The 13,114-nt window shown below is 73.9% G+C and carries 11 protein-coding genes and 1 tRNA gene; 10 read left to right on the top strand and 2 right to left on the bottom strand.

Going from position 1 to position 13,114, the window contains the following annotated elements:
- Positions 1-14 precede the first annotated feature (14 nt).
- The 6 genes from HNP84_RS23615 (at position 15) to HNP84_RS23590 (ending at position 7,100) form a co-directional block, all read left to right on the top strand.
- A complete protein-coding gene (locus HNP84_RS23615; RefSeq protein WP_312925560.1) occupies positions 15-755 on the top strand; it encodes an aspartate/glutamate racemase family protein in 741 nt (246 codons plus the stop codon).
- Positions 756-863: 108 nt separating this feature from the next.
- Entirely contained in the window at positions 864-1,736 is an 873-nt protein-coding gene (locus HNP84_RS23610) for a calcium-binding protein (RefSeq protein WP_185052065.1), read from the top strand.
- A 212-nt stretch (positions 1,737-1,948) separates the two neighbouring features.
- Positions 1,949-3,172, top strand: coding sequence for a lipid-transfer protein (locus tag HNP84_RS23605; RefSeq protein WP_185052064.1), 1,224 nt, complete (start codon positions 1,949-1,951; stop codon positions 3,170-3,172).
- 37 nt (positions 3,173-3,209) lie between these two features.
- Positions 3,210-4,352 (top strand): acyl-CoA dehydrogenase family protein, encoded by a 1,143-nt coding sequence (locus HNP84_RS23600; RefSeq protein ID WP_185052063.1) that lies wholly within the window; start codon positions 3,210-3,212, stop codon positions 4,350-4,352.
- Between the two features lie 29 nt (positions 4,353-4,381).
- Positions 4,382-5,923 carry a long-chain-fatty-acid--CoA ligase gene (locus HNP84_RS23595; RefSeq protein ID WP_185052062.1) on the top strand — a complete coding sequence of 514 codons (1,542 nt, stop codon included), beginning with the start codon at positions 4,382-4,384 and terminating at the stop codon, positions 5,921-5,923.
- A gap of 22 nt (positions 5,924-5,945) precedes the next feature.
- The gene (locus HNP84_RS23590; protein ID WP_185052061.1) at positions 5,946-7,100 is read left to right on the top strand and encodes a TetR/AcrR family transcriptional regulator; all 1,155 of its coding nucleotides are present in this window, start codon (positions 5,946-5,948) and stop codon (positions 7,098-7,100) included.
- Here HNP84_RS23590 and HNP84_RS23585 read toward each other — a convergent pair.
- Entirely contained in the window at positions 7,091-7,321 is a 231-nt protein-coding gene (locus tag HNP84_RS23585) for a hypothetical protein (RefSeq protein ID WP_185052060.1), read from the bottom strand. The two genes, HNP84_RS23590 and HNP84_RS23585, sit on opposite strands and share 10 nt — an antisense overlap.
- Positions 7,322-7,593: 272 nt before the next feature.
- Positions 7,594-7,666, bottom strand: a tRNA-Ala gene (locus tag HNP84_RS23580).
- A gap of 193 nt (positions 7,667-7,859) precedes the next feature.
- On the opposite strand from HNP84_RS23580, the gene HNP84_RS23575 reads away from it, so the two are divergent.
- From HNP84_RS23575 to HNP84_RS23560, 4 genes are all read left to right on the top strand, one after another.
- Entirely contained in the window at positions 7,860-9,659 is a 1,800-nt protein-coding gene (locus HNP84_RS23575; RefSeq protein ID WP_185052059.1) for an asparagine synthase-related protein, read from the top strand.
- 119 nt (positions 9,660-9,778) lie between these two features.
- Positions 9,779-11,176: a selenium-binding protein SBP56-related protein gene (locus HNP84_RS23570; protein ID WP_185052058.1), complete on the top strand. Its 1,398-nt coding sequence runs from the start codon at positions 9,779-9,781 to the stop codon at positions 11,174-11,176.
- Between the two features lie 24 nt (positions 11,177-11,200).
- Positions 11,201-11,806: a hypothetical protein gene (locus HNP84_RS23565; RefSeq protein WP_185052057.1), complete on the top strand. Its 606-nt coding sequence runs from the start codon at positions 11,201-11,203 to the stop codon at positions 11,804-11,806.
- 95 nt (positions 11,807-11,901) lie between these two features.
- Complete coding sequence (locus HNP84_RS23560; protein ID WP_185052056.1) at positions 11,902-13,110, top strand: serpin family protein; 1,209 nt, start codon at positions 11,902-11,904, stop codon at positions 13,108-13,110.
- Positions 13,111-13,114 lie beyond the last annotated feature (4 nt).

The following is a 13,114-nucleotide window of genomic DNA, read 5'->3' as shown; positions in this document are numbered from 1 at the left end:
GAACCGGCCACACCGTGACGCAGATCAGAGTGATCAACCCGAACACCGCCCGCGCCATGACCGAGAGCATCGGACGCTGTGCGCGGGCGGTGGCGGCGCCCGCGACCCGGATCGTCGCTGTCAACCCGGCGATGGGCCCGGCCTCCATCGAGAGCCACTACGACGAGGCCATGGCGGTGCCCGGCGTGCTGGCCGAGGTCGCCGACGGCGAGGCCGACGGCGCCGACGGCTACGTCATCGCCTGCTTCGGCGACCCGGGCCTCGACGCGGCGCGCGAGCTGGCCCGCGGCCCGGTCGTGGGCATCGCCGAGGCGGCGATGCACGCCGCGACGCTGGTGGGCCGGGGCTTCAGCGTGGTGACCACGCTCTCCCGCACGGCCGGCCGCGCCTGGGACCTGGCCGCACGCTACGGCTTCCGCGACGCCTGCCGGGCGGTGCACGCCTGCGACATCCCGGTTCTGGAGCTGGACGCCCCCGGCTCCGGCGCCCGCGAGGTGGTGACCCGGCTGTGCGCCACGGCGCTGGAGCGCGACGGCAGCGACTCGGTCGTGCTCGGCTGCGCGGGCATGGCCGGGTTCTGCGCCGAGATCTCCGCCGAGCTGGGCGCCCCGGTCATCGACGGCGTGGCGGCGGCGACCAAGCTGGTCGAGTCGCTGGTCGCGCTCGGGCTGCGCACCGGCAAGCGCAACGAGTACGCCCCGCCGATCCCCAAGCCCTACACGGGCCTGCTCGCCGACTGGGCGCCCGCCATGTGACCCGTGGCGCAGGTCACACCCGGCGTGTGCGGTTCGACATGTTCCGAGAACGCGGTTCGCCCCGTAATGGGACACGACCGATCCATTGTCTCGGAAGGAAGAACCGCCATGCGAAAGATCGCCTCTGTCCTGGCCCTGGCCGCCGCCGCGGTGGGGACGCAGCTCGTGCTGGCCGCGCCCTCGCACGCCGACACCCAGGCCGGCGTCACGGCCGCGAACCTGCACATCACCGCCGCCGCGGGCAAGACCAACTCCATCACCATCGACCCGGCGGACGGGGACGTGATCGTCCGGGATGGCGGCGACGTCATCCGCCCGGCCCCGGGCTGCCTGCGGGTGTCCGCCGACTCGGTGCGCTGCTCCGGCGTCCAGGTGATCCAGATCACCCTGGGGGACGGCGACGACAGCGTCGTCAACAACACCGGGATCGGCGCCCGGGTCAAGGGCGGCGATGGCGCCGACACCATGACCGCGGGCTCCGGCGGCGACACCTTCACCGGCGGGCCGGGCGATGACACCTTCACCGGCGGCGCCGGGACCGACAACATGGTCGCCGACGCGACGGCCGACGGCGCCGACGTCTTCAACGGCGGCGGCAACGTGGACACCGTGGTCTACAACGACCGCCTCGCCACGGTGTTCGTCTCGCTGGACGGCCAGGCCAACGACGGCGCGGCCCGCGAGCGGGACAACGTGGGCACCGACGTGGAGAACATCCGGGGCGGCAAGGGCGCCGACACGATCACCGGCGACGACGACGCGAACGAGATCCGCGCCGGGGCCGGCGTGGACACCGTGGACGCCCGGGGCGGCAAGGACGTCGTCAACGGCGACGCCGGTGCCGACACTCTGAACGGCGGCGCCGGCGACGACACCGTGCGCGGCCTGGACGGCGCGGCCGGCGACACCGTCAACGGCGGCGCCAACACCGACACCTGCACCGTGGACGCGGGCGACACCGAGATCGACTGCGAGAACTGACCGGCCCAGGCGGACCACGCCGGCGCAGGCACGCCGGCGCCGCGGGGTCGGCGCATCCCGCCGGGCGCGCCGGACCCCTCCAGGTTAACCATGAGAACCCAAACGGGCCACTTACCACAAGGGCTATTGCACGCTTAAGTTAATGTGGAATAACCTCCTGGCGACAGAAGCCCGCGGACGTCGCCGTGGGCCGGGGCACAGGGAGGCCGACTGTGGAACGCCGGGTGTGCGTCGCGGGAGCCGGGATGATCCCGTTCACCAAGCCCAGCGCGGGCGAGACCTACGACTCCATGGGCGAGCGGGCCGTGCGGGCCGCGCTGGCCGACGCCGGTGCCGGGTACGAGCTGATCCAGCAGGCGTACGCGGGCTACGTCTACGGCGACTCGACCAGCGGCCAGCGGGTCCTGTACCAGGTGGGCCTGTCCGGGATTCCGGTGGTCAACGTCAACAACAACTGCTCCACCGGGTCCTCGGCGCTGTGGCTGGCCCGGCAGGCGGTCGCGAGCGGCGCCGCCGAGTGCGTGCTCGCGGTGGGCTTCGAGCAGATGCGGCCGGGCGCGCTGCGCAACGTGTGGGACGACCGGCCGCTGGTGTTCGACCGATTCACCGACGCGATGGCGCAGGTCCAGGAGCCCGCCCCCGACGCCCCGCTGGCCGCGCAGTTGTTCGGCGGGGCCGGAGCGGCGTACATGGCCAGGTACGGCACCGACCCGGCGACCTTCGCCAAGATCTCGGTCAAGGCGCGCAGGCACGCGGCGCACAACCCGTACGCGGTCTTCCGCGAGCCGGTGACCGAGGAGGAGGTGCTGGCCTCGCCCCACGTCTACGGCCCGCTCACCCGGTTGCAGTGCTGCCCGCCCACCTGCGGGGCCGCGGCGGCCGTGCTGTGCGGCGAGGAGTTCGCCCGCCGGCACGGCCTGCCGTCGGACGTGGTGATCAGGGCGCAGGCGCTCACCACCGACACGCCGAGCACGTTCGGCTCCGGCGACATGACCCGCGTGGTCGGCTACGACATGACCCGCGAGGCCGCCCGCCAGGTGTACGAGGCCGCCGGCGCGGGCCCCGAGGACGTGCCGGTGGTGGAGCTGCACGACTGCTTCACCGCCAACGAGCTGATCACCTACGAGGCCCTGGGGCTGACCCCGGAGGGCACGGCGGAGAAGTTCGTGCTCGACGGCGACAACACCTACGGCGGCCGGGTGGTCACCAACCCGTCGGGGGGCCTGCTGTCGAAGGGGCACCCGCTGGGCGCGACCGGGCTCGCGCAGTGCGCCGAGCTGGTCTGGCAGCTCCGCGGCCGGGCCGGGGCCCGGCAGGTCGAGGGGGCGCGGCTGGCGCTCCAGCACAACCTCGGGCTGGGCGGCGCCTGCGTCGTCACGATGTACGAGAAGGTCACGACGTACGAGAAGGTCACGACGCACGAGAAGGCGGCATGACAGCGCGGCGGCGGACTGTCGATCCAGGAGCCGGACGATGACGTACACATCCTCCTGGGTGCGCGACGACGTGGCGCTCCTGGCCGAGACCGCGCGCCGGTTCTTCGCCGCCGAGGCCGCGCCGCGGCGGGCGGAGTGGGAGGAGCGGCGGGGCGTGGACCGCGCGTTCTGGCGCAAGGCGGGCGAGCTGGGGCTGCTGTGCGCCGGCGTCCCGGAGGAGTACGGCGGCGGTGGCGGCACCGTCGCCCACGACCTGGCCGTCCTGCGCGAGCAGGCGGCGGCGCTGGAGTACGGGTTCGGCAACCCGGTGCACAGCGGCATCGTCGCGCACTACCTGGCGGAGTACGGCACCGAGGAGCAGAAGCGGCGCTGGCTGCCGCCGATGGCGTCCGGCGAGGTCGTCGCGGCCATCGCGATGACCGAACCGGGCACCGGCTCCGACCTGCAGTCGATCGCCACCCGGGCGGTGCGCGACGGCGGCGAGTACGTCATCACCGGCGCCAAGACGTTCATCACCAACGGCGGCTCCTGCGACATGGCGCTCGTCGCCGCGAGCACCGACCCCGCCCGGCGGGCCCGCGGGCTCTCGCTGTTCCTGGTGGACGCAAGCGCCCCCGGCTTCCGGCGGGGGCGCGTCCTGGACAAGATCGGCCAGCACACCGCCGACACCGCCGAGCTGTTCTTCGACGAGGTGCGCGTGCCCGCCGGCGCGCTGCTCGGCGGGGCCGAGGGGCAGGGCTTCGTCCAGCTCATGCGGCAGCTCCCGCAGGAGCGGCTGATCATCGGCGTGATCGCGGTGGCCGCCGCCGAGCAGGCGCTCGCCCACACCGTCCGCTACGTCAAGGAGCGGCGGGCGTTCGGCGAGCCGCTGTTCGCCATGCAGAACACCCGGTTCGAGCTGGCCGAGTGCGCCACGCTCGCCCACGCCGGGCGGGTGTTCGCCGACTCCTGCGTGGAGCGCCACCTGCGCGGCGAGCTGGACGCGGCCACCGCCTCGATGGCCAAGTGGTGGCTGACCGAGGTGCAGTGCCAGGTCATCGACCGCTGCCTGCAACTGTTCGGGGGATACGGCTACATGCGCGAATACCCGATCGCGCGCATGTACGCCGACGCGCGAGCCCAGAAGATCTACGGCGGCGCGAACGAGGTCATGAAGGAACTCATCGCCCGCTCTCTGTGACCCCCCTCTTCTCCCCTAAGGAGGAGCCCGTGTACCTCACCCAAGGGCTGCACCGCTCGCTGCGGCACGACCCCGACGCCCCCGCCACGATCTTCGGCGAGCGGGTGCGCACCTTCCGGGAGCAGGCCGACCGGGTGTCCCGGCTGGCCGGGGCGCTGCGCGCGCTGGGCGTGCGCGACGGCGAACGGGTCGGCGTGCTGGCCCTCAACTCCGACCGGTACGCCGAGATCCTGCTCGCCGTGCCGTGGGCGAACGGCGTGCTCAACCCGGTCAACATCCGCTGGACCGCACCCGAGATCGCCTACTCGCTGGCCGAGTGCCAGACCGGCATCCTGTTCGTGGACGACCGGTTCGCCGGTCACGTCCCGCACCTGGCCGAGGCGGGCGTGCACACCGTCGTCCACCTCGGCGACGGCCCGGCGCCCGAGGGGATGCTCGGCTACGAGGAGCTGATCGCCGCGCACGACCCGGTCCCCGACGCCCGGCGGGGCGGCGACGCGCTGCTCGGCGTCTTCTACACCGGCGGCACCACCGGCTTCCCCAAGGGCGCGATGATCAGCCACGCGAACCTGCTGATGTCCACCCTGGGCATGCAGGCCGCGGCGCCGTCGGGGGTGCCGGGCGGGCGGCACCTGCTCGCCGCGCCCATGTTCCACATGGCCGCGCTGGCCGGCTGGCACATCCAGCTCACCGTGGGCGGCGCGCACGTGATCGTCCCGGCCTTCGAGCCGGCCGAGGCGATCCGGGCGATCACCAGGCACCGGGTGAGTTACCTGCTGCTCGTGCCCACGATGATCCAGATGCTGATCGACCACCCCGAAGCGGCCGAGCACGACCTGTCCTGCGTGCGCAGCGTGGTCTACGGCGCCTCGCCGATCAGCGAGAGCCTGCTGCGGCGGGCGATGAAGGTCTTCCCGCGGGCGGGGTTCGCCCAGGCGTACGGGATGACCGAGCTGGCGCCGGTCGCCACCGTGCTCACCCCGGCCGACCACGAGGAGGGCACCCGGCTGCGCTCGGCCGGCCGGCCCGCGCCGCACGCCGAGGTGGCGGTGGTGGACAGCGAGGACCGGGAGCTCCCGCCCGGCCAGGTCGGCGAGGTCGTGGTGCGGGGCGGCAACGTCATGCTGGGCTACTGGGGTAAGCCGGAGGAGACGGCCGAGGCGCTGCGCGGCGGTTGGATGCACACCGGCGACGGCGGCTACCTCGACGAGGACGGCTACCTCCACATCGTGGACCGGATCAAGGACATGATCATCACCGGCGGCGAGAACGTCTACTCCGCCGAGGTGGAGAACGCCCTGGCCACCCATCCGGCCGTGGCCCAGTGCGCGGTGATCGGCGTGCCCGACCCCCGGTGGGGCGAACGGGTGCACGCGGTGGTCGTGCTCCGGCCCGGGGCGACGGCCTCGGCGGCCGAGCTGCGCGAGCACTGCCGGGGCCTGATCGCGGGCTACAAGGCGCCGTGCAGTTGCGAGTTCGTCGAGGCGCTCCCGCTGTCGGCGGCCGGGAAGATCCTCAAGCGCGAGCTGCGCAGGCCGTACTGGGAGGCCGCGGATCGCCGGGTCAACTGAGCGCCCGTCTACGATGGCGGCCATGAACGGGAAGGCGACGGTGCGGGCCAGGCCGCGCGACCGCAGGGCGCAGATCCTGCGCACCGCCGCCGCCCTGTTCCACGAGCACGGCTACCACGGGGTGGGCGTGGACGGCATCGCCGCCGCCGTCGGCATCTCCGGCCCCGCCCTCTACAAGCACTTCCGCGGCAAGCACGACCTGCTCTGGCATGTCATCGACAGCGGGCTGGCGGCGTACGAGGCGGCCTCGCCGGCCGGCTTGGGGGAGCTGCTGGACGCCATGGTCGCCCTGGCGCTGGAGCGGCGCGAGCTGGGCGTGCTGTGGCAGCGCGAGTCGCGCAACCTCAACGCGCCCGAGCGGGCCGAGTTCCGCGCCCGGCTGCGGCGCGGCTGCGAGCACACCGCGCGGCTGCTGGCCGAGGAGCGCCCGGAGCTGGGCGAGGACGAGGCCCGCCTGCTCTCCTGGGCGATCACGGCGGTGGTGAGCAGCCCGTCGTACCACCGGGCCTCCTTCGAGGGGTATCCGGCGCTGCTGCGCGGCATGCTGGCCGCGGTGGCGCGCAGCACCGCGCCGGTGGCCGCGCCGCCCGTGCCGGTCCCGCAGGAGGCCCCGCGCGAGCGCGCCTCCCGGCGCGAGGCGATCCTCGCCGCCGCCATCCACCTTTTCGCCCGCCACGGCTTCGCGGCGGTGTCCAACGACGACATCGGCGCCGCGACCGGCGTCACCGGCCCCACCGTCTACAAGCACTTCGCCAGCAAGACCGAGATCCTCGTCACGGCGCTGAACCGGGGCGACGACGCGCTCCAGCTCGCGCTGGACCGCGCGCTGACGGGCGCCCCCGCCCCGGCCGACGCCCTCCCGGCGGTCGTGGCGTCCTACGCGGACTTCGCCGCCGGCCACCCGGACCTGATCGGCGTGCTGATCACCGAGGTCATCCACCTGCCCGCGGAGGAACGGCACGCGAACCGCCGCAAGCAGCACCTGTACGTCGCGGAGTGGACCCGCCTGCTGCGCGCGGTGCGCCCGGAGCTGTCCCAGCCCGAGGCCCTGGCCCTGACGCACGGCGCGCTCACGCTGGTCAACGACCTGGTACGCCTGCCGCTGACCCGGTCCCGCCCCCACCGGGCCGAGGAGCTGACCGCCCTGGCCCTGGAGGTGCTGCGGGCTCAGGCGTAGAGGAAGTACCTGCCCTCCGTGCTGCCGGGCCAGGTCTGGTAGACGCAACTGAAGCTGGTCCACCAGCCGGCGTTGATGCCGAACTGCCCGCCGTAGAGGCAGTCGGAGTAGTAGACGTACACGTACCTGATGGTGGGCTCGGCGTGTGCGGGCGCGGCGGCGGCCCACAGCAGGCCGGTGGCCAGCAGTGCCGAGACGAGCAGTGCCCGGACCTTGCGCATGGTTCCTCCAAGGAGGTCTGCGAACGACGTTCCCCCGACCGGCAGGGGCAGCATCGCATCGCGGCCCGCGCGCCGAGAAGATCGCCGCGCTCCCCGGGCCGGGACGGGCCCGAAACCGCAGGCCGCGCGCCGCACGCCCGTGAAACGTTCACCGGACCCGGCCACGCCGGCCGGCGAGCCGCTGGGGCGGCGGCCGGCCCAGGACAACAGGAGCCGTGAGCGGGCATGAGAAAGGCGTCCGAGCGAGGCCGCTCGGACGCCTTCGATGCTTGTGGAGCTATGGGGATTCGAACCCCAGACCTCCTCCATGCCATGGAGGCGCGCTACCAACTGCGCTATAGCCCCTTGGGTGTGTCGTCAGTGTATCCGAACTTGGGGCCATGGCTGTAACCGTGAGGATCAGAGCAGGTCATGGGCCCGGCCCAGGAGGGTGGCGAGCTCCTGGAGCGCGGGTCCCGGTTTCTGTGGCGGGTGGTGAATGCGGTGATTTGTGCGATAGGTCTATGCACTGTCGTGTCGCCGGTGTGGGGAGTCGTCCGTGCGGGTCTATCTGGGAGTGGCGGTCAAGCGTCCGGGGGCGCGGGTGCCCACCGCCGTCCTCGACCTGGCGCGCGCCTCGATCGAGGTCGCCTTCCCCGTCCCGCGCGAGGCGATCCGGCCGGCGGAGTGGCACGGCACGGGGGTGTCGCTGCTGGCCTGGACCAACGAGCCCGACGACACCCGTACGCCCGGCACCCTCACCGTGGATCCGGCCGGCCGGCGCGCCGTCGGGGTGAGCGGCTACCTGTCCGCGCCGCCGGACGTGGCCCGGCTGCTGCGGGCGGAGAACCTGGGCGTGACCACCGACGCGCTGCCGGGGTGCCTGGCGGCGTTCCGCGCCGGCGAGGACGGCGAGCTGAGCGCGGCCACCTCGATCACCCGCGCCTGCCCGGTCTTCCACGCCGAGACCCCCGACCTGTACGTCGTCGGCAACCGCGCCCTCCTCGTCCACCTCGCCGCCCGGGGCCGGGTCGAGTGGGACGTGCTCGCCCTGGAGATGATGGTGCGCCAGGGCTACTTCCTGTCGGACGAGACCCCGTTCCTGGGCGTCACCGCGCTGCCGCCCTCGTCCTCGATCACCATCCGCGACGGCCGGCGTACGATCACGACGTTCCCGCTGCCGCACGCCCGCCCCGCGCCCGCCGATCCCAAGGGGCGCAAGGCGCTGGTGGAGGACCTCGCCGACGCGCTGCTGACCACGGTCGAGCCGCTGCGGGCCGCGTCCGAGCCGGTGAACCTGGCTCTGACCGGCGGGCGCGACAGCCGGCTGATGGCGGCGCTGCTGCACGCGGCCCGCATCCCGTTCCGCGCCACCACCAACGGCCTGGACGACCACCCCGACGTGGTGATCGCCCGCTCGATCGCCGCCGCGCTGGGGATCGAGCACACGGTGATCCCGCCCAAGCAGACCGAAAAGCGCGACGCGGTGATGGTGGAGCACCCGCTGCTGCGCACCCACGAGACGCTGCGCACCTGCGAGGGCATGACCTCGGCGTACGAGTCGATCGTGGGCTACCTGCCCTACAGCGCCAAGCCGACCATGTCCGGGCAGAGCGGCGAGATCCTGCGCGGGAGCGGGTTCCTGCTGCTGCCCACAGACCTGAGCCCGCGCGGGCTGCGCCGCCGGGTGGACAACTACTTCCTCAAGACCGGCGAGCTGTTCACCGACGCCGCCAACGAGCACGCCCGCGCGCTCGCCGCGCCGTGGCAGGCGATGGACAACGGGTTCGAGGCCCTGGAGCACATGTACGTCGCCTACAAGGTGGGCCGCTGGCACGCCGCCGCCCGCGCCGGGTCGCTGCGCCGGGGCGACGCGGTGATCCCGTTCCTGGACGCCCACGTCGTACGCCCGGCGATGACGATGGACCACCTGTGGCGGCGCTCGGAGGAGGTGGTGTTCGAGCTGATCGACACCTTCGCCCCGGAGCTGTGCCGCATCCCGGTGGACGGCAAGCCGTGGCGCTTCCTGGCGGAGGCGGGCGAGGACGCGCCGCGGCGCCGTGAGCACCGCCGCATCCCCCCGCCCCTGGTACGCCCGCCGGCCAAGGGCGGCTGGCACTGGCGGACGAGCCCGGGGCCGGAGCTGAGCGCGGTGCTGGGCGGATTCGTGCTGGAGCACGCGGACGCGCTGGCCCCGATCGTCCGCCCGGACAAGCTGCGCGAGATCTTCGCCGGGCCGGTGGTGAAGCAGCCGTCGCTGGCCTGGAACCTGTACACGGTGGCCGCGATGCTCACCGGCCTCTATCCCGGCCCGGCGCCCAAGGACCTGGACCCGGTGCGGGTCCCCGTGCCGGTCTGACCCTCTTTCAGCAGGCGCGGGCCGTACCGGCTGGGGCGCGGTGAGCGGACCCCCTGGACATCCGCCGAAATCCCTACAAGATTTGTAGGGAAGCGGTTCCCGTCGAAGGGGGATGCACCATGCTCGTCCAGCCCGATCCGACCTTCTACCCCTCGGCCCGCGAGGCGATGCGGGCCCCTCGGGAGCTCCTCGCCTACGTCGCGCTCCTCGACGCGGGGGGCGACGGGCGCCCCGACGCGCTGGCGACGGTGGACCTCGACCCCGGCTCGCCGGCGTACGGGACCGTCGTCAACGTGCACGACCTGCCCGTGGCCGGCGACGAGCTCCACCATTTCGGGTGGAACGTCTGCAGCGCGGCGCTGTGCCCGTACGCGCCGCACCCGCACGTCGAGCGCCGCTACCTGATCGTGCCCGGCCTGCGCTCGTCCCGGATCTACGTCTTCGACACCAAGCCGGACCCGCTGCGTCCCGTCCTGGTCAAGACGATCGAGCCGGAGACGATCCTGGACCGCACCGGCTACAGCCGTCCGCACACCGTGCACTGCGGCACCGACGCGATCTACGTCAGCGCGCTCGGCAACGCCGAGGGCGACGCGCCCGGCGGGGTGTTCATGCTGGACCACGACACGTTCGAGCCGCTCGGCCGCTGGGAGGTGGACCGGGGGCCGCAGCGGCTGCACTACGACTTCTGGTGGCACCTCGGCCACGACACCATGATCACCAGCGAGTGGGGCACCCCGAACATGATCGAGGCGGGCCCCGACCTGGAGCTGCTGCTCGGCCGCCAGTACGGCCACCGCCTGCACGTGTGGGACCTGCGCAAGCGGGTGCACCTACAGGAGATCGACCTGGGCGACCAGTACCAGATGGCCCTGGAGCTGCGTCCCGCGCACGACCCGACCAGGACCCACGGGTTCGTGAACACCGTGATCAGCGTGGAGGACCTGTCGGCGAACATCTTCACCTGGTGGCTCGACGGCGGCACCTGGCGCGCCGAGAAGGTGATCACGATCCCGGCCGAGCCCGCCGACCCGGCCGTGCTGCCCGAGCCGCTCAAGCAGTTCGGGGCGGTGCCTCCGCTGGTCAGCGACATCGCGCTGACCCTGGACGACCGCATCCTGCTGGTGTCGGCGTGGGGCACGGGCGAACTGCTCGCCTTCGACGTGTCCGACCCTCGCAACCCCAAGCAGACCGGCTCGGCGCGGCTGGGCGGGATCGCGGCGCGCGCCGCGCACCCCAAGGCCCCCGGCCGGCCGCTGAACGGCGGCCCGCAGATGGTGGAGGCCAGCCGCGACGGGCGCCGGGCGTACTTCACCAACTCCCTGTACCGCTCCTGGGACGAGGTGTTCTACCCCGACGGCATATCGAGCTGGCTGGTCAAGGTGGACATCGCCGAGGACGGCTCGATCGCGCTCGACCCGGACTTCTTCGTCGACTTCTCCGCCGACGGCCGCCGCGCCCACCAGGTGCGGCTCCAGGGCGGCGACGCGTCCTCCGACTCGTACTGCTTCCCCTGAGCCCCGGCTGGACGGATCGGCACCATGGATGCGGTCTCGGTGCTGGTCCTGGCCGGGCTCGGCGCCTTCCACGGGCTGAACCCGGCCATGGGCTGGCTGTTCGCGGTCGCGCTCGGGCTGCAGGAACGCTCGCGCGCCGCCGTGCTGCGCGCGCTCCCGCCGATCGTGCTCGGCCACGCGGGCTCGGTGCTGGTCACGCTGGCCCTGGTCACCGCCGCCCGGCTGGCCGCGCCGCCGCGCGCGGTCGCGTACGGCGCCGCGGCGCTGGTGTGCGGCTTCGGCGTGTGGCGGCTGGTACGCCGCAGGCACCCCCGCTGGGTGGGCATGCGGGTGACCCGCTGGGAGCTGGCCGGCTGGTCGTTCCTGATGTCGTCCGCCCACGGCGCGGGCCTGATGCTGCTGCCGGTGACCCTGGGCGGCGGCGGGACCGCCGTGCTCACCCTCACCGCCGGCGCGGTGGCCGCCGCGGCGGTGCACACCCTGGCCATGCTCGCCGTGCTGGCCGGGGTGGCGGTGCTGGTCTACGAGCGGCTGGGCGTCGCGGTGCTGCGCCGCGCCTGGATCAACCTGGACGTGGTGTGGGCGGTCGCCCTGATCGGCGCGGGCGCGGCACTCGCCCTGACCGCCTGACCGCGTTCACCGCCGGACGCCCCCCGGCGACGCCGGCGGCCTGACACGCGGCCGGGGTCGTGTGCGGAGGCGCGCCGGGCGTTAGGCTCGGAACGGTGAGCAACCGCCCGCGTCCAACCGGCGAGGGGGCCGCGCGCGCCGGCACGCCCGAGGGGGCGCCGGTCGCCGAGGTCGTGCGCGGCCTGGCCGCGCTGGGCCATGCCCTCGTCGCCTCCTTCCGCGAGCCCGCCGATACCGAGCCCGCCGCCGGCGATGACGGCGACACCGGCAACGTCGTCGTCTCGCCGCTGAGCGTCGGGGTCGCCCTGGCCATGGCCAGGGCGGGCGCGTCCGGCGCCACCGGGGCCGGGCTGGACCGGCTGCTCGGCTTCCCGGCCGAGGGCGTGCACGCCGCGCTCAGCGGGCTGACCTCGGCGGTCGTGACCGTCGAGGGCCCGCCGCCACCCCGCGCCGAGTCGGCCGCCGAACCGCTCCCGCCGGTGGTCGCGCTGGCCAACGGCCTGTTCGTGCGCGAGGGGCTGCCGCTCGCGCCGGGGTTCCTGCGCGAGGTGACCACCGGGTACGGCGCGGCCGTGCGGACGGTGGACTTCGCCGGCGACGCCGCCGAGGTGATCAACGCCTGGGCCCGGGAGCGTACGGCGGGCCGGGTGGACCGCCTGTTCACCGCGCTCGACCCGGCCACCCGCCTGCTGCTCGCCAACGCGCTCTACCTGCGGGCGCAGTGGGCCCGGCCGTTCACCGAGCTGCCGGCCGAGCGGGGTCCGTTCGCCCTGCCCGGCGGTGGCAGCACCGAGGCCGAGTTCATGCGCGGCGCCGGCGTGAACCGCTACGTCGCGGTGCCGGGCGCGCAGGCGGTCGAGCTGCCGTACGCGCCGGGCGAGCTGGCCATGTGGGTGCTGCTCCCCGAGCCGGGCGCCCCGCCAGCCGCCGCGCTCGACCCCGGCGTGCTCGCGCAGGTCGCGACCGGTCTGGAGCCGGTGCCGGTGGACCTGGCCCTGCCCCGCTGGGACTTCTCCTCCTCGCTGGACCTGATGACGGCCCTGGGGCTGGGCGGCGGCGACTACTCCGGCATGCTCGCCGAGGGCGCCGGCCCGCTCGGGCTCGACCAGGCGGTCCACCGCGCGACCGTCACCGTGGACGAGTGGGGCACCGAGGCCGCCGCGGTGACCGGGCTGGCGTTCCTGGTGGCCGCGCCCCCGCCGCCGGAGGTGCGCCTGCGCGCCGACCGCCCGTTCGCGTTCGCGATCGTGCACACCCCCACCTGCGCGCCCCTGTTCACCGGCCAGGTCACCCGCCCCGCGTAGCCGG

The sequence above is a fragment of the Thermocatellispora tengchongensis genome, from assembly GCF_014202315.1.
Classification (GTDB): domain Bacteria; phylum Actinomycetota; class Actinomycetes; order Streptosporangiales; family Streptosporangiaceae; genus Thermocatellispora; species Thermocatellispora tengchongensis.
This window is presented reverse-complemented; position numbering and strand designations above follow the sequence as displayed.

Bases quoted from the DNA above. Each gene is read 5' to 3' on its own strand.
- HNP84_RS23585 (WP_185052060.1), bottom strand. From the start codon at position 7,321: ATGCGCAAGGTCCGGGCACTGCTCGTCTCGGCACTGCTGGCCACCGGC.
- HNP84_RS23565 (WP_185052057.1), top strand. From the start codon at position 11,201: ATGGATGCGGTCTCGGTGCTGGTCCTGGCCGGGCTCGGCGCCTTCCAC.
- HNP84_RS23590 (WP_185052061.1), top strand. From the start codon at position 5,946: ATGAACGGGAAGGCGACGGTGCGGGCCAGGCCGCGCGACCGCAGGGCG.
- HNP84_RS23600 (WP_185052063.1), top strand. From the start codon at position 3,210: ATGACGTACACATCCTCCTGGGTGCGCGACGACGTGGCGCTCCTGGCC.
- HNP84_RS23570 (WP_185052058.1), top strand. From the start codon at position 9,779: ATGCTCGTCCAGCCCGATCCGACCTTCTACCCCTCGGCCCGCGAGGCG.
- HNP84_RS23610 (WP_185052065.1), top strand. From the start codon at position 864: ATGCGAAAGATCGCCTCTGTCCTGGCCCTGGCCGCCGCCGCGGTGGGG.